The 23,371-nt window shown below is 43.0% G+C and carries 20 protein-coding genes and 11 tRNA genes; 22 read left to right on the top strand and 9 right to left on the bottom strand.

The window, feature by feature from the left end; genetic code table 11:
- The first annotated feature begins 58 nt into the window (after window positions 1-58).
- The 5 genes from nosZ (at window position 59) to L4C54_RS09275 (ending at window position 5,643) form a co-directional block, all read left to right on the top strand.
- Window positions 59-1,951, top strand: coding sequence for a TAT-dependent nitrous-oxide reductase (gene nosZ, locus L4C54_RS09295; RefSeq protein WP_428807980.1), 1,893 nt, complete (start codon window positions 59-61; stop codon window positions 1,949-1,951).
- A gap of 86 nt (window positions 1,952-2,037) precedes the next feature.
- Window positions 2,038-3,363: a nitrous oxide reductase family maturation protein NosD gene (locus L4C54_RS09290; protein ID WP_428807979.1), complete on the top strand. Its 1,326-nt coding sequence runs from the start codon at window positions 2,038-2,040 to the stop codon at window positions 3,361-3,363.
- Complete coding sequence (locus L4C54_RS09285) at window positions 3,360-4,295, top strand: ABC transporter ATP-binding protein (protein WP_428807978.1); 936 nt, start codon at window positions 3,360-3,362, stop codon at window positions 4,293-4,295. The genes L4C54_RS09290 and L4C54_RS09285 overlap by 4 nt, the downstream gene beginning before the upstream one ends.
- Complete coding sequence (locus L4C54_RS09280) at window positions 4,292-5,110, top strand: ABC transporter permease (RefSeq protein ID WP_428807977.1); 819 nt, start codon at window positions 4,292-4,294, stop codon at window positions 5,108-5,110. Before L4C54_RS09285 ends, L4C54_RS09280 begins: the two co-directional genes overlap by 4 nt.
- Window positions 5,111-5,142: 32 nt before the next feature.
- A complete protein-coding gene (locus L4C54_RS09275; protein WP_428807976.1) occupies window positions 5,143-5,643 on the top strand; it encodes a nitrous oxide reductase accessory protein NosL in 501 nt (166 codons plus the stop codon).
- Window positions 5,644-5,731: 88 nt separating this feature from the next.
- On the opposite strand, the gene L4C54_RS09270 is transcribed toward L4C54_RS09275, so the two are convergent.
- Window positions 5,732-7,018, bottom strand: a complete 1,287-nt coding sequence (locus tag L4C54_RS09270) for a DUF2066 domain-containing protein (protein ID WP_428807975.1) — start codon at window positions 7,016-7,018, stop codon at window positions 5,732-5,734.
- Window positions 7,019-7,260: 242 nt separating this feature from the next.
- Between L4C54_RS09270 and L4C54_RS09265 the strand changes: the two genes are divergently transcribed.
- Window positions 7,261-8,511, top strand: a complete 1,251-nt coding sequence (locus L4C54_RS09265) for a uracil-xanthine permease family protein (protein ID WP_428807974.1) — start codon at window positions 7,261-7,263, stop codon at window positions 8,509-8,511.
- A 100-nt stretch (window positions 8,512-8,611) separates the two neighbouring features.
- On the opposite strand, the gene ybaK is transcribed toward L4C54_RS09265, so the two are convergent.
- The 8 genes from ybaK to hemA form a co-directional block, all read right to left on the bottom strand.
- Window positions 8,612-9,085, bottom strand: coding sequence for a Cys-tRNA(Pro) deacylase (gene ybaK, locus L4C54_RS09260; RefSeq protein ID WP_428807973.1), 474 nt, complete (start codon window positions 9,083-9,085; stop codon window positions 8,612-8,614).
- A 152-nt stretch (window positions 9,086-9,237) separates the two neighbouring features.
- On the bottom strand, window positions 9,238-10,899 hold the full coding sequence (ushA, locus tag L4C54_RS09255) for a bifunctional UDP-sugar hydrolase/5'-nucleotidase UshA (RefSeq protein WP_428800853.1): 1,662 nt from the start codon (window positions 10,897-10,899) through the stop codon (window positions 9,238-9,240).
- A 350-nt stretch (window positions 10,900-11,249) separates the two neighbouring features.
- The gene (gene kdsA / locus L4C54_RS09250; protein ID WP_428800854.1) at window positions 11,250-12,101 is read right to left on the bottom strand and encodes a 3-deoxy-8-phosphooctulonate synthase; all 852 of its coding nucleotides are present in this window, start codon (window positions 12,099-12,101) and stop codon (window positions 11,250-11,252) included.
- An 87-nt stretch (window positions 12,102-12,188) separates the two neighbouring features.
- Window positions 12,189-12,998, bottom strand: coding sequence for a SirB1 family protein (locus L4C54_RS09245; protein WP_428800855.1), 810 nt, complete (start codon window positions 12,996-12,998; stop codon window positions 12,189-12,191).
- Window positions 12,999-13,176: 178 nt separating this feature from the next.
- Window positions 13,177-13,557, bottom strand: a complete 381-nt coding sequence (locus tag L4C54_RS09240; RefSeq protein WP_428800856.1) for a SirB2 family protein — start codon at window positions 13,555-13,557, stop codon at window positions 13,177-13,179.
- A gap of 11 nt (window positions 13,558-13,568) precedes the next feature.
- Window positions 13,569-14,420, bottom strand: coding sequence for a peptide chain release factor N(5)-glutamine methyltransferase (gene prmC, locus L4C54_RS09235; protein WP_428807972.1), 852 nt, complete (start codon window positions 14,418-14,420; stop codon window positions 13,569-13,571).
- A gap of 28 nt (window positions 14,421-14,448) precedes the next feature.
- Window positions 14,449-15,537 carry a peptide chain release factor 1 gene (gene prfA, locus L4C54_RS09230; RefSeq protein WP_428800858.1) on the bottom strand — a complete coding sequence of 363 codons (1,089 nt, stop codon included), beginning with the start codon at window positions 15,535-15,537 and terminating at the stop codon, window positions 14,449-14,451.
- Window positions 15,538-15,624: 87 nt separating this feature from the next.
- Window positions 15,625-16,884, bottom strand: a complete 1,260-nt coding sequence (gene hemA, locus L4C54_RS09225; protein ID WP_428800859.1) for a glutamyl-tRNA reductase — start codon at window positions 16,882-16,884, stop codon at window positions 15,625-15,627.
- A 164-nt stretch (window positions 16,885-17,048) separates the two neighbouring features.
- On the opposite strand from hemA, the gene lolB reads away from it, so the two are divergent.
- The 16 genes from lolB to L4C54_RS09145 all read left to right on the top strand — a co-directional run bounded on the left by lolB (window position 17,049) and on the right by L4C54_RS09145 (window position 23,344).
- Window positions 17,049-17,663, top strand: coding sequence for a lipoprotein insertase outer membrane protein LolB (gene lolB / locus L4C54_RS09220; RefSeq protein ID WP_428807971.1), 615 nt, complete (start codon window positions 17,049-17,051; stop codon window positions 17,661-17,663).
- Complete coding sequence (gene ispE / locus L4C54_RS09215) at window positions 17,660-18,550, top strand: 4-(cytidine 5'-diphospho)-2-C-methyl-D-erythritol kinase (RefSeq protein ID WP_428807970.1); 891 nt, start codon at window positions 17,660-17,662, stop codon at window positions 18,548-18,550. The genes lolB and ispE overlap by 4 nt, the downstream gene beginning before the upstream one ends.
- A 29-nt stretch (window positions 18,551-18,579) precedes the next feature.
- Complete coding sequence (locus L4C54_RS09210) at window positions 18,580-19,524, top strand: ribose-phosphate pyrophosphokinase (RefSeq protein ID WP_428800862.1); 945 nt, start codon at window positions 18,580-18,582, stop codon at window positions 19,522-19,524.
- A 292-nt stretch (window positions 19,525-19,816) separates the two neighbouring features.
- Entirely contained in the window at window positions 19,817-20,407 is a 591-nt protein-coding gene (pth, locus tag L4C54_RS09205) for an aminoacyl-tRNA hydrolase (RefSeq protein WP_428807969.1), read from the top strand.
- Between the two features lie 10 nt (window positions 20,408-20,417).
- A complete protein-coding gene (gene ychF / locus L4C54_RS09200; protein ID WP_428800864.1) occupies window positions 20,418-21,509 on the top strand; it encodes a redox-regulated ATPase YchF in 1,092 nt (363 codons plus the stop codon).
- Window positions 21,510-21,800: 291 nt separating this feature from the next.
- Window positions 21,801-21,877: transfer RNA gene (locus L4C54_RS09195), tRNA-Met, on the top strand.
- Window positions 21,878-21,931: 54 nt separating this feature from the next.
- A tRNA-Leu gene (locus L4C54_RS09190) sits at window positions 21,932-22,016 on the top strand.
- A gap of 54 nt (window positions 22,017-22,070) precedes the next feature.
- Window positions 22,071-22,145: transfer RNA gene (locus tag L4C54_RS09185), tRNA-Gln, on the top strand.
- Window positions 22,146-22,224: 79 nt separating this feature from the next.
- Window positions 22,225-22,301, top strand: a tRNA-Met gene (locus tag L4C54_RS09180).
- A gap of 82 nt (window positions 22,302-22,383) precedes the next feature.
- Window positions 22,384-22,468 (top strand) — tRNA-Leu (locus L4C54_RS09175).
- A gap of 30 nt (window positions 22,469-22,498) precedes the next feature.
- A tRNA-Met gene (locus tag L4C54_RS09170) sits at window positions 22,499-22,575 on the top strand.
- 82 nt (window positions 22,576-22,657) lie between these two features.
- Window positions 22,658-22,742 (top strand) — tRNA-Leu (locus L4C54_RS09165).
- A 66-nt stretch (window positions 22,743-22,808) separates the two neighbouring features.
- Window positions 22,809-22,883, top strand: a tRNA-Gln gene (locus L4C54_RS09160).
- Between the two features lie 67 nt (window positions 22,884-22,950).
- A tRNA-Leu gene (locus tag L4C54_RS09155) sits at window positions 22,951-23,035 on the top strand.
- Window positions 23,036-23,101: 66 nt separating this feature from the next.
- Window positions 23,102-23,176: transfer RNA gene (locus L4C54_RS09150), tRNA-Gln, on the top strand.
- A gap of 83 nt (window positions 23,177-23,259) precedes the next feature.
- A tRNA-Leu gene (locus tag L4C54_RS09145) sits at window positions 23,260-23,344 on the top strand.
- The last annotated feature ends 27 nt before the right edge of the window (window positions 23,345-23,371 follow it).

Raw genomic sequence — 23,371 nt, 5'->3', positions numbered from 1 at the left:
ATCTAGGTCGTTAGTTGCCGAATAAGTCAAAAACTATAAAGAAAATGGAGATTTACCAATGAGTGATGACAAAAGCAAACTCGACAATGAGAATACCCCCGTCAATACGGATCGACGTAAGTTCTTTGGTCAAAGTGCAGCGATCGGGTTAGGTGTTGCTGCTGCCCCAATGACTGCCGCCATGTTTGCGTCAATGGCTAAAGCACAAGCACAAGAAATTCAAAATAGCCCATTTGTCCACCCTGGTGAACTTGATGAGTACTATGGATTTTGGAGTGGTGGTCACTCTGGTGAAGTTCGTATTCTAGGTATTCCATCCATGCGTGAGCTGATGCGAATTCCGGTATTTAACACTTGTAGTGCGACAGGTTGGGGCTTTACAGACGAAAGTAAGCGCATTAAAGGCGATAGCGCACACATCATGTCTGGTGACTCGCATCACCCTCACATGAGTATGACGGACGGTCGCTACAACGGTAAGTATATATTTATCAACGATAAAGCAAACTCTCGCGTGGCTCGTATCCGCTGTGATGTAATGAAAGTGGATAAGATGATTACCATTCCGAATGTGCAAGCTATTCACGGCTTGCGGGTACAAAAAGCACCTCAAACGAAATACGTCATCTGTAATAGTGAATTCGAAATCCCAATGAACAACGATGGTAAATCGTCATTGGAAGACGTCAGTACTTATCGCTCTCTGTTCAACGTAATTGATGCAGAGAAAATGGAAGTCGCTTTCCAAGTCATGGTCGATGGTAACCTCGACAATACCGATGCTGATTACGATGGTAAGTACTTCGCATCCACCAGCTATAACTCTGAAATGGGTATGAATTTAGGCGAAATGATCACAGCAGAGCGTGACCATGTCGTTGTATTCAGCCTAGCTCGTTGTGAAGCCGCATTGAAAGCAGGTAAATTTAAAACCTACAATGACAATTCAATTCCTGTATTAGACGGGCGTAAGGGCTCAGACCTTACTCGTTACATCCCTGTACCTAAGTCACCACACGGAATGAACACCTCACCAGATGGCAAGTACTTCATGGCCAATGGTAAGTTATCCCCTACCGTATCGATCATTGAAATCGCTAAATTAGACTCGCTATTTGATGATAAAATTAAACCTCGTGACGCCATTGTGGCAGAGCCGGAGCTTGGTCTCGGTCCACTGCATACTGCATTTGATAACAAGGGTTTTGCATACACCACACTCTTCCTTGATAGCCAAATTGCAAAATGGAACATTGAAGAAGCAATACGCGCCCATAATGGTGAAAAGGTTAACTATATTCGCCAAAAAATCGATGTTCACTATCAGCCAGGTCATAACAGTACTTCAAGTGGTGAAACACGTGATGCCGATGGTAAATGGCTTGTTTCTTTATGTAAGTTCTCGAAAGATAGATTCCTACCCGTTGGTCCACTGAAAGCAGAAAATGATCAATTGATCGATATTTCTGGTGATGAGATGAAGCTAGTCCACGATGGACCAACTTTCGCAGAACCGCATGACGGCACAATTATCCACCGAAGCAAAGTTAAACCAGCTAAGATTTGGGACCGAAATGACCCGATCTTTGCAGAAACAATTGAAATGGCGAAGAAAGACGGCGTTAACGTAATGACTGACAACAAAGTCATCCGCGATGGCAATAAAGTTCGTGTTTACATGACGTCTGTTGCACCAACGTTTGGTATGAACGAGTTTAAAGTCAAACTCGGTAACGAAGTCACTGTTGTTATCACTAACTTAGACATGGTTGAAGATGTAAGCCACGGTTTCTGTATGACAAACCACGGTGCACAAATGGAAATCAGTCCGCAACAGACATCGTCTATTACTTTCACAGCGAATAAGCCAGGGGTTCAGTGGTACTACTGTAACTGGTTCTGTCACGCTCTACACATGGAAATGCGTGGCCGCATGCTGGTCGAAGCGTAAAACTTAACGCCCCCCAACTATGCTAGTCATAATGGGGGGCTTTTTTAATTCGCCCATCTCAAATACGTTTAATTCAGGAGGCTTATTTGAAATTGAAAGCCTATTTGCTTGTCCCTATTTTTTCTTTGGCTCATTTTGGATTACTTGCTTCTGAAGTATCCCTAACAGCAAACGATGATCTTCAGTCTGTGCTGAATAGCAGTGCAAAAGGTGATGTGATTCTATTGGCTGATGGACACTATGTAGGAAATTTTTCTATTCCAACAGGCATTACGCTTAAAGGAAGTGGCAACACGACTATCGACGCGAATGGCTCAGGAAATGCCCTGACTCTACTTTCCTCAAATATCACTATCGAAGACCTCAATATTATCAACTGGGGTGATGATCTCACTGAGCAAAATGCAGGCATTTATAACGACCAATCGCTAACTCACCTTACGATTAAAAATAACCAACTCCAAGGTGACGGGTTCGGTATATGGACCCAAAAATCCGAGCATATCAACATTGAAGGCAACACGATTGTCGGCAATCCTGAGCTACGATCCGCAGATCGCGGCAATGGCATTCAGCTATCGGGTGTTAAGCATGCTGTCGTTAAAAATAATACCATCAGCTTAACCAGAGACGGTTTATACGTAATATCCAGTCAAGAGAGCCTCTTAAAAAACAATACTATGCATGATCTTCGCTATGGTATTCACTATATGTACTCTCACAATAACCAAGTCATTAGTAATCTCACCTACAATACCCGTGCAGGCTATGCACTCATGAGTTCAAAGGATCTCACAGTACATAAAAATAGAAGTATCGATAGCCAAGACTACGGTATTTTAATGAACTTCATTTCCTCGTCAGACATAAGCCACAACCAGATTAAAAATGTATGGACCTACCCTGAAAACAAAGTGATTGGTCGAGAAGGTAAAGGGCTCTTTGTCTACAACTCAAATTTTAACACTATCAGTTATAACACCGTAGATACTGCTGAAATTGGCATTCACCTAACCGCCGGATCTGAAGGAGGCAAGATTTTTGGTAACAGCTTTATAAATAATCCCATTCAAGTGAAATACGTTTCAACTCGTGAGCAAGAGTGGAGCGAAGATGGCATTGGTAATTATTGGAGTAACTACCTTGGTTGGGACCTCAACAACGACAACATAGGTGACACACCTTTTGAACCCAACGATGGTATCGACAAAATTGTCTGGAAATACCCTGAGTCAAAGGTTCTACTTGATAGCCCGTCAGTATTAATGCTGAGATGGATACAAAAACAGTTCCCTATTCTTAAGCCACCCGGCGTCAAAGACTCATTTCCTTTAATGACGCCCGCACAAAAAGATGAACCTATGCTCTCTCACGATGAGATTGAGCCACAAGAGATAGGACAAACCTCATGACGGATTCCATCGTTTCGTTACAACAAGTAACTAAGCAGTACAAACAGCTCCGCGCACTCAACTCAGTTGACCTTCAATTAGAAAGTGGCGAAGTACTCGGCCTATTTGGTCACAACGGCGCGGGCAAAACTACCATGATGAAGCTTATCTTGGGGGTTATTGCAGCCAGTGAAGGGAGTGTCTCAGTCTTTGGGTCAAACCCATGCAGTAAACAAGCGTGGCACGGGCGTAAATCTATCGGTTACCTACCAGAAAACGTCAGCTTTTATGACCAATTAACCGGCCTTGAAATACTCACCTATTTTGGTCGCCTGAAATCTGTACCAAAAAATCATATTCAAGCGCTACTTGAGAAAGTTGGTCTTCTTGATGCCAAACACCGACAAGTAAAACACTACTCAAAAGGAATGCGTCAGCGGTTAGGTCTAGCACAAGCGTTCCTAGGAGAACCTAAGCTTTTGCTGCTTGATGAGCCAACCGTTGGTCTTGACCCTATCGCCACTCAAGATTTCTACCAGAGTGTTGACCAATTGAAAGACCAAGGTGCGAGCGTTGTACTTTGCTCCCACGTTTTACCTGGAGTTGAAAAACACATCGACCGAGCGATGATTCTGTCAAAGGGCAGCACAGTCGCATCAGGAACTCTTGCGCAGCTACGCCAACAAGCCCAACTTCCTGTCGTCATTAAAACTCATGGTATCAATGGCGCCTTAGCCAAAAATGAGCGTCTATCAGGCTTTATGGTTGAAACCGATAAACTTCATATTCCTGAGTCAGAAAAGATCAACGTGTTAAAAGAACTCATCAACTACGAATCGTTGCATGATATTCATGTGACACCTGCAAACCTCGAGCAAATCTACCAACACTTTTTATCTACTTCTGCGAAGCCAATAAAACCCCTATCAATGGATAACGAGGTGAAGCAATGAATCCAATTTTAGCTGTCAGTATTAAAGAGTTTCAAGATGGATTACGCAACCGTTGGTTGGTGTCCATAACCTGCATTTTCGCTCTCCTATCTATAGGGCTTAGCTACTATGGAAGTGCCGCATCTGGAACATTAAGCGCTCCTTCAATTTCCACCACTATTGCGAGTTTATCGAGTTTATCGGTCTTTATTATCCCCCTTATTGCGCTACTTCTTTGTTACGACAGCTTTGTTGGTGAACAGGAATCTGGGACGCTACTGCTACTGATGACCTACCCTATTAGCCATGGGCAACTTCTCCTTGGCAAGTTTATCGGTCAGGCGAGCATTATTGCGCTGGCCACTATTATTGGCTTTGGCAGCGCAGGGCTTATGCTCAGTGTCACCAGTGATTTCGCTTCGGTATGGGGAGCATTTGGGCTGTTTATACTTACCTCTATTTTGCTTGGTTTGAGCTTTATCAGTATTGCTTATGTAATTAGCCTTGTGGTCAGCGAAAAGTCTAAAGCTGCAGGTGTCGCTTTAATGACATGGTTGTTCTTCGTATTGGTGTTTGATTTGGCTCTATTAGCCCTACTTGTGGGTGCCAGTGATGGTCTAAGTCAGCATGACTTGGTTCAACTTATGATGCTAAATCCTGCGGACCTTTTTCGTCTAATCAATCTTTCAGCGCTCAATACTAGTGATATCAGCGGTGTATTGGCAGTTGCAATCAATAATAGTTATTCGACCACCAGCTTACTCTTCACCATGCTAGCTTGGGTCGTTGTGCCACTATGTATCGCTTTGGCTATTTTCCGTAAGAAAACACTTTAACGTCATAGCAAACGCTTTAATAAGGACTAACAATGAATTTATTCTTCACAAAAAAAACATACTTACTTGCTCTTTTCAGTATGGTGTTATTGGGTTGCAGCGAGGAGCCTCAAGAGAAAATGCTTCGTCAAGCTGTTGCCATTGAAAGCGCAGACGAATGTCATTTATGCGGAATGATCATCAGCAACTTCCCTGGCCCAAAAGGTGAGTCTTATCAATCAACCGGCGAGCACGTGAATAAATTTTGTTCGACCCGTGACCTATTCGCCTTTTTACTTCAACCAGAAAATATCACTCAAGCACGCGAAGTGTTTGTCCACGACATGAGCAAAACACCTTGGCATAAACCTGATGATCAGTACTTTATCGATGGGCGTACCGCTTGGTATGTTGTGGGATCAAGCCAGAAGGGTGCGATGGGAATGACACTCGCAAGCTTTAGTAAGCAAGACGATGCAACTGCATTTAGTAAGAAGTTTGGCGGTAAGGTTTACTCGTTTGATGAGATTACTATCGAGATCATCATGAATTAGCTCAAAATCCATCCCTTGTAAAAAAACCGCAGAACTTATTCTGCGGTTTATTTTTATTTACCTTATCAAAGTTAAATGAGTACTTTGATTATTGACCTTGCCATTCAAACCTAAGTATCGAGTTTAAATCAATTACTGGCTCTTCATCCGTTTTAGGTAAAGCCATGCCGGTTGATGACTCCATTTGTGACGATTGAACATGTAATGACGTTGCAGGTAATGTTCTTTTTTCAACTTCAACTGGCTCTGCAACTGTTGAGTCCATAAGAATAGGCTCTGCAATAATAGGGTCTACGCCATCGATTGACTCAGTTACATAGTTAACAGAATCCGTTTCAACATTGATCGGTTGTTCAGTTTCACTGCTTGTTTCGTTAGGTAAGATAAGTTCAGGCATCTTGGTCACTTGTCCCATACGTAACACTTCTTGCTCAAAGTCTTGCTGAGATGCTAATAGGTGAACATTAAAGGTCACCGTAGTACCTTGGATCTTTAAGATATCCAACGACGCAACTGAAGATAATGACTTGAGCTTATTTTCCAGTTGAAAGAAGTCGAGTGCGCTATCAATCAAAGTAAATTGTGCCATTACAGCTTCTGACGACTCACTAGCAACGACTACTGCGTCTTTGTTAGCGTAGTAATCACTCAATGCATTAATCATGTTTGCCGCTGACTGAGAGCCTGATTCTCTACCTGTCATAGGCGTTTGAGATCGTGACATCATACTGTCTGGTTTTTGATCATAGAGTGTCCAGCGAAGGTTATTGCCTTGGGCACGAACAACCAATACCGCATCACTTGGATAACGTTGACTCGCTGCACTGATCGGTTCGACAAAACCACCCCACACATCAGAAATAGCGATACCGGTAATATCATCAAAATCACCGACAGGAACGGTAAGTGGTAAGCCGCGTACTTGCGCTTCATGTTTAATGCGATTCAGCGTTCGAGTCGATGAATGTTCCCAAGAAATATTGCGTTCGAAATTCGAATCTTCAACTAACCACACCAACAGGTTTGAGCGAGACTGAGGCCAAAATGGCAATTGAGCCTGGCTTAATAAGCTGCGGATATGAGGAGCACTGAAATTCATACGTATCGAGGATTGGTCATTCACCTGACCATAACTGATCTGAGATAAATATTGAGAGTGCTGGCGAAGTGCTTTTTTAACCACTTCGTTATTAACAGCATCACGATCACCAGAGGCACGAATAACCACCTCTTTCATGCCTTCAACTCGAGCAGCGGCATCACCGTTCTGCTTCTCTTGATCGATTGTGATTTCAGAGCGATACAAATCAACAGTAGTAAGAGCATGAACAGGAAGGGCCAATAAACCCACGACCAATAAAGCTAAATGACGCATACGTTTCCTAGATAATTGCTTGCGAACGTAGATGATAAGCAACTATCAACCTGTGAGCAAGAAATGGACTTCAAGATAGTGTGAGAATTTGACCAAGATGTTTCAATTCGCAAACAGAATTCATAATTTAAATGAATTAATTTGATCTCATCCACCGCAAACGTTTTCGTTAGTGATAAAATCCCATCGTTTTTTTTAACATCTCTTTTTCACTCATGACATTTTGTAAACAGGAACTTACCATGATGAATGCAATTCAAGGTGCACAAATGCTTTTTGTCGCCTTTGGTGCACTAGTACTTGTCCCACTACTCACTGGGCTTGATCCTAACGTTGCTTTGTTTGGCGCAGGCGTCGGTACCCTAATATTTCAGGTGATCACGCGTCGCTCAGTACCAATTTTCTTAGCGTCATCTTTTGCATTCATTGCACCGATTATGTTTGGTGTTCAGACGTGGGGCATTGGTGCAACGATGGGTGGTCTAATGGCCGCTGGTGTTGTTTATGTTCTGATGGGCGTAGTCATTAAGATTCGAGGCGTTGAGATTATTCATAAGCTTCTTCCACCTGTTGTTGTTGGCCCCGTGATTATTGTTATCGGCTTAGGCTTGGCTCCAGTTGCCGTTAATATGGCGCTAGGAAAAACAGGGGATGGCAGCATTCAATTAATTGATGGCACAGCTTCTCTTTGGATATCAAGTGTTGCTCTTATCGTTACCATTGCAATCAGTGTTTTTGCTAAAGGATTCCTTAAGTTACTGCCAATATGTGGTGGTATTATGGCTGGATACGCACTTAGCCTCTACTTTGGTGTTGTTGATTTCACGCCTGTAGCACAAGCTGCTTGGCTTGCGATGCCAAACTTTACTACGCCAGAATTCAACATCAACGCAATTCTATTTATGATTCCTGTCGCCATAGCACCTGCGGTTGAACACGTTGGCGATATGTTAGCTATTTCAAATGTAACCAAAAAAGATTACCTAAAGAAACCCGGTCTTCACCGCACTATCGCGGGTGACGGGGTGGCAACCATTGCCGCTTCAATGATGGGTGCTCCACCAAATACAACCTACAGTGAAGTGACTGGCGCCGTTATGCTGACTAAAGCATTTAACCCAGTCATCATGACATGGGCTGCAGTTACCGCAATTGTTCTTGCTCTGGTTGGTAAACTTGGTGCACTACTTCAAACAATTCCAGTACCAGTTATGGGCGGAATAATGATTCTACTGTTTGGCTCAATAGCAACAGTAGGCCTGAATACTCTCATTAAGAATAACGTTGATCTACACAAATCACGTAATCTAGTGATTGTTGCTGTGACCCTTGTTTTTGGTATCGGTGGCATGGCATTTGGTATTGGCGAATTCAGCCTTCAAGGCGTCAGCCTATGTGGTATCGTTGCTATCGTGCTTAACCTTATCCTGCCGCACGATTTGGGTGAGAATCACGTTGTTGACAATGCTCAGATGGAAGAAGACTCCAAATAGAATGAATTGAGTTCATTGACAAGTAATTAAAAAGCGGCAAGAACCTAAGTGGTTCTTGCCGCTCTAGTATTCATCTCTATTAATAACCAAAGTACGAGACCTAATCGCACAAACAAGCAAAGTTTGCATTGGTTAATTTAGCCAAATCCGCCGCAGACAATTCGATCTCTAGGCCTCTCTTCCCTGCACTAACACAGATTGTGCTTAACTCAGTTGCGCTTTGATGAATAAAAGTGGGAAGCCGCTTTTTTTGCCCAAGAGGGCTAATTCCACCCACAACATAACCTGTTATTTTTTGAGCAATAATTGCATCGGCCATATTCGCTTTCTTGGCTTTTGCAACTTTGGCGGCCAACTTAAGGTTCAATTTATGAGCAACCGGAATAATCGCAACTGCCAGATTTTTAGGCTCACCATTCAAACAAAACAGTAGTGTTTTAAATACCTTATTGGGGTCTTGGCCCAATACCTCAGCCGCTTCCATACCGAAACTAGTGGCTCGGGGATCATGGTCATACTGATGAATCGTGTGGGGTATCTTATTTTTCTTCGCACAGTCAATCGCTGGGGTCACGTCTCTTTCCTTAGCCATCATTCAAAACCAATATCAATTAACTTAATAAAACATAGATTCCCTAAAAACAAAAGCGGCGCACAATGTGCACCGCTCTCTTATTGAATTCAAACTGATAATTTAACGTTCAGCTTGCTTCACTTTAAACAAACTTACTTATAAACCATCTCACCTGAAGGTGCGTATAGGTTTACGTCAAGTGGGCTATTCGCTTCAATGTAGTCTTTCAGTACTTCAGCATCCACAAAGCCTGTGTTTACGTAGCCAGGGTGTGCACTCAGTTTAGGGTAACCATCACCACCAGCGGCATTGTAGCTTGGCACTGTGAAGCGGTAAGTTTCATCTAAACGTAGCTGCTTGCCACCGATAAAGACATTTGATACTTCACCACCAGAAACCGTCATTGAAATACCAGCAAACTGAGCGTATGCGCCAGAATCAACCGGTTTTGTTGCAACAACGTTCAAGTAATCAATGACCTCAGCGCCTGACATGTCTGTGTACGTTAGGATATTAGCAAAAGGCTGCACGATAAGTACGTCTTTATAAGTTACATCACCGTATTCAATTGAGTCACGAACGCCACCAGAGTTCATCACAGCGAAATCTGCTTGTGCGCGCTCCATGTGTGCTGTCGCAATTAAGCGGCCCATATTAGTTTGTTGGAATCGAACAACGTTACGATCACCTTCAAGCTTACCGTTGATCTCACCGATTTTTTCCATTAGTTGCGCTTGACCTTGCTCTTGATAAGGGCGTAGGAATTCAAGCAGTTCTTGGTCTTGTGCAATTTCGTCTTCGATAAGAACACGAGTCTTCTTACCATCAACTTTTACTTTCTTCTTCAAGTTAACTGGAATTAGGTCGTAGCTCACCATCTCAAGTTCACCATTGCGGAACTCATAATCAGCACGGCCTACGTACTTACCCCACTCATGAGCTTGAACAATGTAAGTACCGTTTTGTACATCTGGCTTACACTCGTCACTTGGTTTGAATTTCTTAGTAACGACGTTTGGCGCTTCCATACAAACAGGCTCTTGAGAGTGGCCACCAACGATCATATCAAGTGAACCTTCGTCTAGGTAACGAGCAAGCGCAACATCACCCGGTGCGTTAATGCCACGCTTTCCATCTTCGTAGTGACCCATGTGTGTCACTGCAAAGATTAAATCAGGTTTTTCAGTTTCTTCCAGCTCAGCAATTAGCTTCTTCGCTTCTTCTTTAGGGTCGCGGAAGTCGATACCAGCAATAAACTCAGGGTTACCAATCTTCGCTGTATCTTCTGTAGTAAGACCTATAACGGCAATCTTAATGCCCTGCTTTTTGAACATTTCGTAAGCTTGGAATTTACGTTCACCCGTCGCTTTATCGTAAATGTTGGCAGAAAGCATTGGGAAGTTGGCCCAATCAATTTGCTTAGCTAATACATCAAGAGAGTTATCAAATTCGTGATTACCTAACGCCATTGCGTCGTAACCGATTTTGTTCATGCCCTTAAAGTCAGGTTCTGCATCTTGCAGATCAGACTCAGGTACGCCAGTGTTGATATCACCACCAGAAAGAAGCATTACACTGCCGCCTTCAGCACGAATTTCTTCACGTAACTCATCAATAAGTGTTTTACGAGCAGCCATACCATACTCGCCGTATTTATTTTGCCAAAAACGACCATGGTGGTCATTTGTATGCAAAACAGTCAGTTTATATGTCGTATCTTCATCCCATTCATGGGCAGGTTGAGTTGCACAACCCGCTAGAGTGGCAAGAATCGCTGCGGTTAGCGTCGTTTTTAGAATTAGGCCTTGCTTCATTGTCATACCTTTGAACTGTTGGGGGATCCACTGCGTTAAATATTGACCTATAGAGAATAGACATCACCGGAGTTTAAGTGCCTATAGCTCAATAAAACTTGAACTAGTTTAAGTTAACACAGCAAACCTAACACGTTGATTTCATATTTATGTCTACTAGATCACTTATTTTTCGTGAATAAACTGTAACGACGAGAGATGTTTTCATATCAAATTTCAATGGATCACAAGCAAACGTTTTACTGTGAAGTCGAACATTAATATGGAAAAGCAGGGGGAACAAGATAGGGAAAAAGACATAAAAAAGACCAGCAAAACGCTGGTCTTAGTATTAGCTATGAAGTAAATAGCTATTTGATATCAATAGCATCAAAGCCTTTGATTACATCATCAAGTACTTTCATTTGAGCTAAGAAAGGTTCTAGCTTATCAAGCGGCAGTGCAGATGGACCGTCGCACATAGCTTTATCTGGATTTGGATGCGCTTCAATAAATAGGCCTGCAATGCCCGTTGCCAATCCTGCTTTAGCTAATTCCACTGTTTGCTCACGACGGCCACCAGATGCAGCACCAGAAGGATCACGCATTTGAAGTGAGTGTGTCACATCAAAAATGATTGGGCTGCCGTTCGATGACTTCTTCATCACGCCAAATCCAAGCATATCGACAACAAGGTTGTCATAGCCCATGCATGAGCCGCGTTCACATAAGATGATGTTCTCATTACCGCATTCCGCAAACTTATCTACGATGTTACCTACTTGATTAGGGCTCATAAATTGCGGTTTCTTAACGTTAATCACAGCGCCTGTTTTCGCCATCGCTTCAACAAGGTCTGTTTGACGTGCAAGAAATGCAGGGAGTTGAATGACATCAACAACGTCAGCCACGACTTGAGCTTGAGCTTCCGTATGAATATCAGTAATGATTTTTACACCGAACGTGTCTTTTAGCTCTTGAAAGATCTTCATCCCTTCATCAAGGCCAGGCCCACGGTAAGAGTGTACTGAGCTACGGTTCGCTTTATCAAAAGACGCTTTAAATACGTATGGGATACCAAGTTTTTCAGTGACTTTTACATAGTGCTCACATATCTGCATCGCAAGATCACGAGACTCTAAAACATTCATTCCAGCAAACAAAGTAAATGGCTTATCGTTAGCTACTGGGATATCACCAATATTAACTATTTTTTGTTCCATTTTAATCTCTCTATATCGTTATGGCCCGAGGCTCTATATTTTTAGATTAGTTAATTCTTTACAGCTTGATGCATCTGTTTTTATACATCAATGTACGACAACCGTCGTTTCATTCATGGCACTGATTTGGTTTTTGAGTAATTCCGACGCAGGGTCATCAGGGCATTGATCCACAAAATACTGAAAATCCGTTGAGGCGATTTGATGACAGTCGAGCTGTTGATAGATAAAACCACGATCTCGAATTTCATACGGATCATCAGGAACAAACGTTAAGGCCAAATTGGAACACTGCAATGCCAAAGTATAGCGCTCCTCTCTCAATAGAGAGCTTTTTAGTAGCGCAAGCCAACGACCAATAACCGTTGGGTTATCCGCAACATCTAAATCCTTTGATTTAAGTGTCGCCAGAGGCCCTTCTTGGCCAATTAGCCAAGATGTTAGCGTATGCAATGACACGTACTCGCCATTAAATGGGTTAACATACAGTGGCTTTTCGCCCTCCCATGTCAGCTTAATAATAAACTGAGTTGGAAAAGTAACACCCTCAACAGGAAATCCGAGTTTTCGACCCAAATATAAAACTAACGCGCCTAAGCTGACGGGAATGCCTTTACGGCGCTCCAGTACTTTATCCATAAAAGCATTATTTGAATTAAAGTAAGCGTCTTTATCGCCTTGAAAGCCCCACTCTTGATAGAACAATCGTAAAAAAGACTCGAACTTCTGCTTTTCATCGACTTCATGGCAAAGAGTCTGTTCAGCTTCTGCGAATAAGCGTTCAAGCTCGTTCTCCGCCCACTTTTTCTCTGTTTCTGGATCTACGGCTTTATTGAGCATTAATGCTCCTTCCGCTAATTCCATTGAATCAAAATCTTCGTCAAACAGTTCCAACATCAACTATTGCCTTTACCTATCTTGTCGTTATGTCGATAAAATAAATTCATCAACTAGGCTACCCATGAGGATTTAAATCTATACTTCGCACTCTCTTCAAAAGTATTTAGATCATGGGTGTCTTTTTACTTGGTGAGCTTTTAGATCATCGGAAACCCAAAGCTCATATACCTCTTTATTACATAAAAATTGGCGTTTTAGTCATTGCTACTTTAGCTGCCATAATCAACCAACCGAGAGCGCCAAAGAATGAAAATGTTCTTAGTAATTTATTACGGCCTAGTTTTAGTGCGAAAAAGCCCAGAGCGATGTAAGCCAAAATACAGGTAATTTTTTCCGTCAACCAAGCACCTTCAGGGGTAAATGGCATAAAACCGGTGACGTAGATGAGTCCGAAGCCGGATAGTAGCAACAACGTATCATTAATATGTGGGAACACTTTTAACACTTTGTTATTAACTAACTTTGAATCGGCCATCATCAAGCCATAACGAACCGACAATAGCGTTGCGCTTAACGCGATTGTCAGCATGTGAAAATGTTTAATTCCTTCGTACATTTACTACTCTCTTATTTGTTTATCTTCCATTGACCGAGAGTAACTCGATCGTTATTTCCGTAATCTTTTTCTGTAACGACATGCTGGTAACCCAGTACCGTTAAAATTTCTCTTACATCAGCACCTTGCTCAAAACCGTGCTCAAACATAAGCCAGCCATCATGTTCTAGAAATTGAATCGCATGCTCTGATATGTAACGTATATCTGCTAAACCATTTTCTTTGGCAACCAACGCACTCATTGGTTCAAAACGAACATCTCCTTGGGAAAGGTGAGGGTCGGTTTCGTCAATGTAAGGAGGATTGGAAACAATCAAAGCAAACTTTGTTCCATCTTCAAGCGGCGCAAACCAACTTCCAGATAGAAATTGAGCATTTGTGATACCTAGAGATTTTGCATTATCTGTTGCAAGCGCTTGAGCATCTTGCATAAGGTCGATACCGACCACACGTCTGGTTGGCATTTCAGACGATAGAGCCAAGGCAATGGCGCCCGTGCCGGTTCCAAGATCTAAAATTGCACCCGATTGCTCTGCGGATTTATCAAGTGCAATCTCAACAAGGCGCTCAGTATCAGGGCGAGGAATTAGAGTGGTGGGTGAAACTTTTAGTGGCAAGGACCAAAATTCCCGTTCACCTACGATATAGGCAATAGGCTCACCGGATAAACGACGTTCCAATAACAGATGAAAGTTACTTAAATCCTGTTCACTCAGAACTTTATCAGGCCAGGTGAACAAGAATGAACGAGGTTTATTTAATGAATGGCACAACAAAACGGCGGCATCTAGAGACGGCGATTCACTGCCGCTCTGGACAAGAGCGCTTGTAGCGCTCTTTATAGTTTGTTCAACAGTCGACACTATCTGATACTAACCTATCTGCTACGAACTAGTTATTGTCAGCAAGTGCGGCTAATTGATCCGCCTGGTGCTCTTGAATTACCGGCTCAACAAGGCTTTGTAAATCACCTTCAAGCACTTCTGCTAGGCGGTACAACGTTAAGTTAATACGGTGATCAGATACGCGGCCTTGTGGGTAGTTGTAAGTACGAATACGGTCACTACGGTCACCCGAACCTAGAAGGTTACGACGAGTATCAGATACTTCAGCCGCACGGCGTGCTTCTTCAGCTTGAACAATACGAGCAGCAAGAACAGTCATCGCTTTTGCTTTGTTCTTATGCTGTGAACGCTCATCTTGACACTCAACAACTGTTCCCGTTGGTAAGTGAGTAATACGGATTGCGGAGTCAGTGGTGTTGACGTGCTGACCACCTGCACCAGAGGCACGGAAAGTATCAATTTTTAGGTCCGCGGCTTTAATCTCAGGAAGATCCGCTTCTGGAACTTCAGCCATAACAGCAACCGTACACGCAGAGGTATGAACACGACCTTGAGATTCCGTTTCAGGTACGCGCTGTACACGGTGACCACCCGATTCGAATTTCATTGTACCGTAAACGGCTTCGCCACTGACCTTAGCGATCATCTCTTTGTAGCCGCCTTGCTCAGACTGGTTGCAGCTCATGACTTCAACGCGCCAGCCTTTCTTCTCGGCAAACTTCGAGTACATACGGAATAGGTTACCAGCAAAAATACCCGCTTCATCACCACCAGCACCGGCACGAATTTCTAAGAAGCAGTTACGCTCGTCGTTTGGATCTTTTGGTAGAAGTAGAATCTGCAGTTCATCCGTTAAACGTTCGATCGTCTCTTTGGCTTCTTTTATCTCTTCTTGCGCCATTTCACGCATTTCAGCATCGTCTTCTTTGGCCATCTCTTCAGCTGCTTCTAGATCTTCTTGAGCTTGCTGATAAGCTTGGAAACACAGAGTGACTTCTTCAAGCTGCGAGTACTCACGAGAAAGAGCACGGAATTTATTTTGGTCACCAATAACGTCAGGATCACCAAGTAGGTGTTGAACTTCTTCATAGCGTTCAACAAGAGTTTCAAGCTTTACTAAAATCGATGCTTTCATAATTCTTTTCTTAGGTTACAAAGGTCACTAATTGAGTGACCTTCTATATAAAAATGATGTATTCGTTCTTTTCTATTTGAGCGATGATTATTTAAGTTCATCAAGCCCTAAACTTTGCCTTATAACCGCCAGTTTTGCCGGTTCACCTTGCTCTGCTGCACTTTGCAATGCGCGAGTGGGGGCATGGATTAATCTATTTGTTAGCTTATTACTTAGCTCAAGTATCACCTTTTCAGGCTCACCACCAGCGAGGAGCGATTGAAGGCTTTTCGCTAGCAACTCCTCTCGTATTTCATTAGAGGATTTACGATATTCTCTTATACTATCAACAGCCTGCAATGAACGAAGCCAAGTCATAAATGAAGCGCTTTCTTCGCTAACAATCGCTTCAGCTTGTATCGCTTCCACTTTTCGTTGCTCAATATTGCTATCAACAATCGACTGTAGATCGTCGACAGTATATAGATAAGCGTCATTAAGATCGCCTACTTGAGACTCAATATCTCTCGGAACGGCAATATCGACGAGCAATATAGGCTGATTCTTACGGGCTTTTAACGCAGTTTCTACCATCCCTTTGCCGATAATAGGTAGCGGGCTAGCGGTTGAACTAATCACGATATCGGCTTTTGCTAAGTGATTTGGAATCTCTTCTAAACTGATGACATGAGCACCAAATTGCTGTGCAAGACCAAGCGCTCTTTCTCGAGTTCGGTTAGCCACAATAATTTTCGTGCACCCATTGCTTGCTAAGTGTTTAGCCACCAACTCAATCGTCTCACCGGCACCTACTAATAATACAGTAGAGTCCGCTATCGATTCGAAAATATGTTTTGCCAACGTACACGCAGCGTATGCCACAGAGACGGCACTACCACCAATCTCAGTTTCTGTTCGGACACGCTTGGCTACTGAGAACGTTTTCTGAAAAAGCTTTTCTGCAGCCGCGTTGACGGATTTAGCGTCTCGTGCATCTGAGTAAGCTTGCTTAACCTGACCGAGTATTTGCGGTTCGCCAAGAACGAGAGAGTCCAATCCGCAAGAAACACGCATTAAATGGCGTATTGCGGCTTGCTCTTCATAAACGTAAATACTGGGTTTAAGCTCTTCTGGGCTAACACTGTGAAATTGTGTTAACCAATCGATAACTTTGCTTTTGGCAGCGGTTTTTGTATCACAATAGATCTCAGTACGATTGCAGGTAGATAGGATAACACTACCATTTACGTTTGAATTTGCTTCTAGTTGCTTTAAAGCTTCAGATAGTTTATCTGGACCAAAAGCTACTTTTTCTCGCAATTCAACTGACGCCGTATTGTGATTGATACCAATAACAAGCAAAGACATGTATAGAAAGTTCTCAGAATGATGGAAATACAAATAAGGTCGGAATTTTACTTGATGCCTTTCGTTATTAAAAGAGTCACGTCCATTTGTTTTACTGACTTCGTGATATCAATGATATAGTTATCGCTATTAACCACTGATAATTGTACAAAGCGCAGCCAGTTATGATTAACTTTCGTCAACTTCTCTCTTTTGTTATCCCAATTTTATTTCTTGCTGGTTGTTCAACGCTCCCTGAAAGTCAAACCAGTGTCGAGTGGCAAGCTCATCAAGTTAAGCTTGATTCCATTACCCAATATCAAGCAGCTGGAAAACTCGGCTATATTTCGCCAGAACAGCGACAATCTCTAAATTTCCAGTGGAAGCACAGCCCAGAACATGGGCAATTACGTATGACAACCTTTATTGGGCAGACAGTATTAAACCTAACAATGACCCCAACCGGTGCAATTGTTAATACTTACGACAATCAAACGTTAGCCAACCCTAGTGCCGATGTACTGATAGAACAACTTACAGGGTTGACCATTCCCGTTGAACAGCTTCAAGACTGGTTATTGGGTAATCCAACATCGGCAGACGAATTCCAACTTAGCGAAAATAATACCCTCAGTTATTTAACCAAACGCGTTGGAAATCAGCAGTGGCAACTTCAGTACCTCTCCTACCAAGATGTTGAATACCGAGGCGATACTCTTCCATTACCAAATAAAATTAAGCTTATACACCAAGACACAAGCATCAATTTAGTAATTACAAAGTGGACGTTAACCCCATGATTTCGACCGAAACCCATTGGCCTTCCCCTGCCAAATTAAATCTTTTTCTCTATATCACCGGCCGAAAAGAGAACGGGTATCACGAACTACAAACGTTGTTTCAATTTCTAGAGCATGGGGATGAGCTCACTATCACGGCCGATCGTTCTGGTGAAGTTACACTACTCAATCCCATTGAAGGTGTTGCTACGACTGACAACCTAATTTGGAAAGCCGCAGATGCGCTTAAGCAATATTGCGAAGGTAAATCAAATGAAACCAATGAATTGGGTGCAAAGATTGCCATTAACAAAATTCTTCCTATGGGCGGTGGCATTGGTGGTGGCTCTTCTAATGCGGCAACGGTACTGGTTGCACTTAACCACCTATGGCAACTTAGCCTATCGGATGATGAATTAGCTGAAATCGGGCTTAAACTGGGCGCAGACGTACCGGTTTTCGTTCGCGGATTTTCGGCTTTTGCAGAAGGTGTTGGTGAGAAACTGACGAAAGCCGATCCAGAAGAGAAATGGTATTTAGTGGTTAAACCGGAAGCGAGCATTGCAACCATAGACATATTCCGCCATGAGAATTTGACTCGTGATACACCAAAACGACCATTAAAAATGCTGCTAGAAGGCAATTACGGAAACGATTGCGAAAAAATTGTACGAATGCTGTACCCAGAGGTTGATCAAAAACTTTCATGGCTGCTACAATACGCGCCGTCGAGATTGACTGGAACGGGCTCGTGTATTTTTGCTGAATTTAGTAGCAAAAAAGAAGCTATGCTTGTACTAGATCAACTCTCTGACACCGTCTCTGCTTTTGTGACGAAAGGACGGAATGTTTCGCCTTTAAAAGAGACTTTGGCTGATTACCAAACAGCCCACACCGAATTTATTTGAAAACTGGACGCAACCCTGAGGTTTCCACCGTGCCTGATATGAAGCTATTTGCTGGTAACGCAACACCTGAACTAGCCCAACGTATTGCTGATCGTTTATACATTTCACTTGGCGATGCTACTGTAGATCGTTTTTCTGACGGCGAAGTCGCTGTTCAAATTAACGAAAATGTTCGTGGTAGTGATGTATTCCTGATTCAATCTACTTGTGCACCAACCAATGACAACCTAATGGAATTGGTGGTAATGATTGACGCAATGCGCCGTGCTTCAGCGGGCCGTATTACTGCTGTAATCCCATACTTTGGTTACGCTCGTCAAGATCGTCGTGTACGTTCTGCTCGTGTACCAATCACTGCAAAAGTTGTTGCAGACTTCCTGTCAAACGTTGGTGTTGACCGCGTTCTGACTATCGACCTACACGCTGAGCAAATTCAAGGCTTCTTCGATGTACCTGTAGATAACATCTTCGGTACTCCAGTGCTTCTTGAAGATATGGCTAACCGTGGTCTAGACAACCCTGTTGTTGTTTCTCCAGACCTTGGTGGTGTAGTTCGCGCTCGTGCAACAGCTAAAGCGCTAGGTGACGTAGACATCGCTATCGTAGATAAGCGCCGTCCACGTGCTAACGTTTCTGAAGTAATGAACCTAATTGGCGATGTTGAAGGTCGTGATTGTGTTATCGTTGATGACATGATCGATACCGGTGGCACACTATGTAAAGCAGCTGAAGCTCTAAAAGAGCGCGGTGCTAAGCGAGTATTTGCTTACGCTACTCACGCTGTTTTCTCTGGTACTGCTGCAGAAAACATTAAGAACTCTGTTCTTGACCAAGTTATCGTTACCGACTCTATCTCTCTTTCTCCAGAGATGTTAGCAACTGGTAAAGTAACAGAGCTAAGCCTATCTCGCATGCTTGCTGAAGCGATTCGTCGCATCAGCAACGAAGAGTCAATCTCTGCGATGTTTAGCTAATAGATTATTTAAATTAATTAACAGCTCAGTCTGGTAATTGGCTTAAAAATTGATTTAAGCACTTCATAATTTGAAGTGCTTTTTTTATATCTGGCCCAAGCTAGAGCCAAAGTAGTTGGAGTTGCAGTGAGGCGACAAGTGAATGAAGCCCCATGAGCATAGCTAGCCTATGTAATTGGGGCGAATAAGCGTCGTTAACAAAGCTGCACCTTCAAGTACGAAGGGTATAGAGCCTAGGCTCTTTTCTGTGCTATCATACCGCGCTTTTTGATCATCCAGAGAGATCCAAACTTTGAGTCAGCAAATTAAATTACTTGTTGGTCTAGCAAATCCCGGCCCAGAATATACTCGCACACGTCATAATGCAGGTGCTTGGGTTGTAGAAGAGCTAGCTCGCGTTCACAACGTTACCCTAAAAAATGAATCTAAATTTTATGGGTTAACTGGGCGCATTATTATCAACGGTGAAGATCTCCGCCTACTTATTCCAACGACCTTTATGAACCTTTCAGGTAAAGCCGTTGGCGCATTAGCTAAGTTTTATCAAATTAAGCCAGAAGAGATCATGATCGCTCATGATGAACTTGATATGCCTCCGGGAGTAGCAAAGTTCAAAAAAGGTGGCGGTCACGGTGGCCATAATGGTCTACGAGACACCATTAGCAAATTGGCTAATAATAAAGATTTCTATCGTTTACGGGTTGGTATTGGCCATCCGGGACATAAAGACAAAGTTTCAGGTTATGTGCTTGGTAAAGCCCCTGCAAAAGAGCAGGAGTGCTTAGATGCAGCAGTCGACGAATCCGTACGCTGCTTAGACATCTTATTAAAAGATGGCCTCACCAAAGCACAAAACCGCTTACATACGTTCAAAGCAGAATAAGGTTACTATCATGGGTTTTAAATGTGGCATTGTTGGATTGCCAAATGTCGGTAAATCAACGCTATTTAATGCACTTACTAAAGCAGGTATCGAAGCTGCTAACTTCCCTTTCTGTACTATCGAGCCAAACACCGGCATCGTACCGGTACCGGATCTTCGACTTGATGCGCTTGCTAAAATAGTAAATCCTCAAAAAGTGCTACCAACAACCATGGAATTTGTTGATATCGCAGGTCTGGTTGCTGGTGCATCGAAAGGTGAAGGCCTAGGTAACAAGTTCCTAGCTAACATCCGTGAAACTGACGCTATCGGTCACGTTGTTCGTTGTTTTGAGAACGAGAACATCATTCACGTATCAGGAAAAGTGTCACCGATTGAAGATATTGAAGTGATCAACCTTGAGTTGGCTCTTGCTGATTTAGACTCTTGTGAACGTGCTATTCAGCGCAACGCTAAGAAAGCTAAAGGTGGCGACAAAGATGCTAAGTTTGAAATTACAGTATTAGAAAAGCTTCTACCTGTATTTACTGAAGGTGGCATGGCTCGTACGGTTGACCTAGCTAAAGAAGAAGTCGCTGCTATTGGTTACTTGAACTTTCTAACGCTGAAACCAACGATGTACATCGCAAACGTAGCTGAAGATGGTTTCGAAAATAACCCATATTTAGACGCTGTTCGTGAGTACGCAGAAAAAGAGAACAACGTTGTTGTTGCTGTTTGTGCTGCTATTGAGTCAGAACTTTCTGAACTTGATGATGAAGATCGTGAAGAGTTCCTTGCAGATATGGGGATTGAAGAACCTGGTCTTAACCGCGTGATCCGCTCTGGTTACGACTTACTTGCACTACAAACTTACTTCACCGCTGGCGTAAAAGAAGTTCGTGCATGGACAATCCCTATTGGCGCGACTGCTCCGCAATCGGCAGGAAAGATCCACACTGATTTTGAAAAAGGCTTCATTCGAGCTGAAGTTGTTGGTTATGATGACTTCATTCAATATACGGGTGAAAGCGGCGCAAAAGAAGCAGGTAAATGGCGCTTAGAAGGCAAAGATTACATCGTAAAAGATGGTGATGTTGTTCACTTCCGCTTCAACGTATAATTCAGTAAGTTAACCATACTTATTAACTGTAATTAAAGAGCCAGTATTCATACTGGCTCTTTTGTTTTTAACAGTTATTAACGCTTTGTACATCAAATATTAACCTTCGTGTTTATGCTGATTTACAACCACTTTTCGATGACAAACACAGCGCTTTGTTCAAAAAGAAACCGAACGATAGATTTATCTGGATTTATTACAAAAAACTATTGACGGTTTTCGCTCAACTACGCATAATGCGCCCCGTTCCCAACGAGAGTCACATCGAGATGGGAAAGACAATTTGGAAATGGCTACTTAGCTCAGCTGGTTAGAGCACATCACTCATAATGATGGGGTCGCAGGTTCAAATCCCGCAGTAGCCACCATTTCCTAAACGCTTATTTATGTTTAACTAGCATTATGAGTTTTTAGGAAATATTGCGGTCGTGGCGGAATTGGTAGACGCACCAGATTTAGGTTCTGGCGCCGAGAGGTGTGAGAGTTCAAGTCTCTCCGACCGCACCATGTTTAGATTGCTTGTTAGTTTGCTCTGCAAACATAGAGAACAAGAATCATTGTTGGGCTATCGCCAAGCGGTAAGGCACTGGCTTTTGATGCCAGCATTCCCTGGTTCGAATCCAGGTAGCCCAGCCACACTTTAAAGTGGAATTTTTCTTGAAAAAGAGGGTGACACTCGCAGTGAGATTGATTATATTGTCTCGCTCGAAAAGATGGCTACTTAGCTCAGCTGGTTAGAGCACATCACTCATAATGATGGGGTCGCAGGTTCAAATCCCGCAGTAGCCACCATACAACGTCTCGTTGATTTCCAATTATCGACGAAGACTACAAACTCTTGCTTAGAGAATTCTTAATTGAATTAAACAGCAACGCGGTCGTGGCGGAATTGGTAGACGCACCAGATTTAGGTTCTGGCGCCGAGAGGTGTGAGAGTTCAAGTCTCTCCGACCGCACCATATTTAAAGATGGTGTTTATACACTATTTTGGCTACTTAGCTCAGCTGGTTAGAGCACATCACTCATAATGATGGGGTCGCAGGTTCAAATCCCGCAGTAGCCACCATACAACGTTATACAGATTCTCCAATGTCTTTATAACTATACTCTTCGCTAGAACTTACGTTTTAACAAGAGAAAGCTTTGCTGCGGTCGTGGCGGAATTGGTAGACGCACCAGATTTAGGTTCTGGCGCCGAGAGGTGTGAGAGTTCAAGTCTCTCCGACCGCACCATTATTTCTTATCCCYTAACCTAGTTAGTTGATAAGAACGTGTGATTGACACTGAAACAATCTTTGTTGGGCTATCGCCAAGCGGTAAGGCACTGGCTTTTGATGCCAGCATTCCCTGGTTCGAATCCAGGTAGCCCAGCCACTACAACGTTATACAGATTCTCCAATGTCTTTATAACTATACTCTTYGCTAGAGTAAAAGCTTTGCTGCGGTCGTGGCGGAATTGGTAGACGCACCAGATTTAGGTTCTGGCGCCGAGAGGTGTGAGAGTTCAAGTCTCTCCGACCGCACCATTATTTCTTATYCMCTAACYYAGTTAGTTGATAAGAACGTGTGATTGACACTGAAACAATCTTTGTTGGGCTATCGCCAAGCGGTAAGGCACTGGCTTTTGATGCCAGCATTCCCTGGTTCGAATCCAGGTAGCCCAGCCACTACAACGTTATACAGATTCTCCAATGTCTTTATAACTATACTCTTCGCTAGAACTTACGTTTTAACAAGAGAAAGCTTTGCTGCGGTCGTGGCGGAATTGGTAGACGCACCAGATTTAGGTTCTGGCGCCGAGAGGTGTGAGAGTTCAAGTCTCTCCGACCGCACCATTATTTCTTATCCCCTAACCTAGTTAG

It is taken from the genome of Vibrio lamellibrachiae, assembly GCF_050337265.1.
Taxonomy (GTDB): Bacteria; Pseudomonadota; Gammaproteobacteria; order Enterobacterales; family Vibrionaceae; genus Vibrio; species Vibrio kyushuensis.
The sequence above is the reverse complement of the archived record's forward strand: the minus strand, read 5'-3'. Positions and strand labels throughout refer to the sequence as shown.

Coding starts and splice junctions, on each gene's coding strand:
- nosZ (WP_428807980.1), top strand. CDS start 59: ATGAGTGATGACAAAAGCAAACTCGACAATGAGAATACCCCCGTCAAT.
- L4C54_RS09285 (WP_428807978.1), top strand. CDS start 3,360: ATGACGGATTCCATCGTTTCGTTACAACAAGTAACTAAGCAGTACAAA.
- L4C54_RS09280 (WP_428807977.1), top strand. CDS start 4,292: ATGAATCCAATTTTAGCTGTCAGTATTAAAGAGTTTCAAGATGGATTA.
- L4C54_RS09275 (WP_428807976.1), top strand. CDS start 5,143: ATGAATTTATTCTTCACAAAAAAAACATACTTACTTGCTCTTTTCAGT.
- L4C54_RS09270 (WP_428807975.1), bottom strand. CDS start 7,018: ATGCGTCATTTAGCTTTATTGGTCGTGGGTTTATTGGCCCTTCCTGTT.
- L4C54_RS09265 (WP_428807974.1), top strand. CDS start 7,261: ATGATGAATGCAATTCAAGGTGCACAAATGCTTTTTGTCGCCTTTGGT.
- ushA (WP_428800853.1), bottom strand. CDS start 10,899: ATGAAGCAAGGCCTAATTCTAAAAACGACGCTAACCGCAGCGATTCTT.
- kdsA (WP_428800854.1), bottom strand. CDS start 12,101: ATGGAACAAAAAATAGTTAATATTGGTGATATCCCAGTAGCTAACGAT.
- L4C54_RS09245 (WP_428800855.1), bottom strand. CDS start 12,998: ATGTTGGAACTGTTTGACGAAGATTTTGATTCAATGGAATTAGCGGAA.
- L4C54_RS09240 (WP_428800856.1), bottom strand. CDS start 13,557: ATGTACGAAGGAATTAAACATTTTCACATGCTGACAATCGCGTTAAGC.
- prfA (WP_428800858.1), bottom strand. CDS start 15,537: ATGAAAGCATCGATTTTAGTAAAGCTTGAAACTCTTGTTGAACGCTAT.
- hemA (WP_428800859.1), bottom strand. CDS start 16,884: ATGTCTTTGCTTGTTATTGGTATCAATCACAATACGGCGTCAGTTGAA.
- lolB (WP_428807971.1), top strand. CDS start 17,049: ATGATTAACTTTCGTCAACTTCTCTCTTTTGTTATCCCAATTTTATTT.
- ispE (WP_428807970.1), top strand. CDS start 17,660: ATGATTTCGACCGAAACCCATTGGCCTTCCCCTGCCAAATTAAATCTT.
- ychF (WP_428800864.1), top strand. CDS start 20,418: ATGGGTTTTAAATGTGGCATTGTTGGATTGCCAAATGTCGGTAAATCA.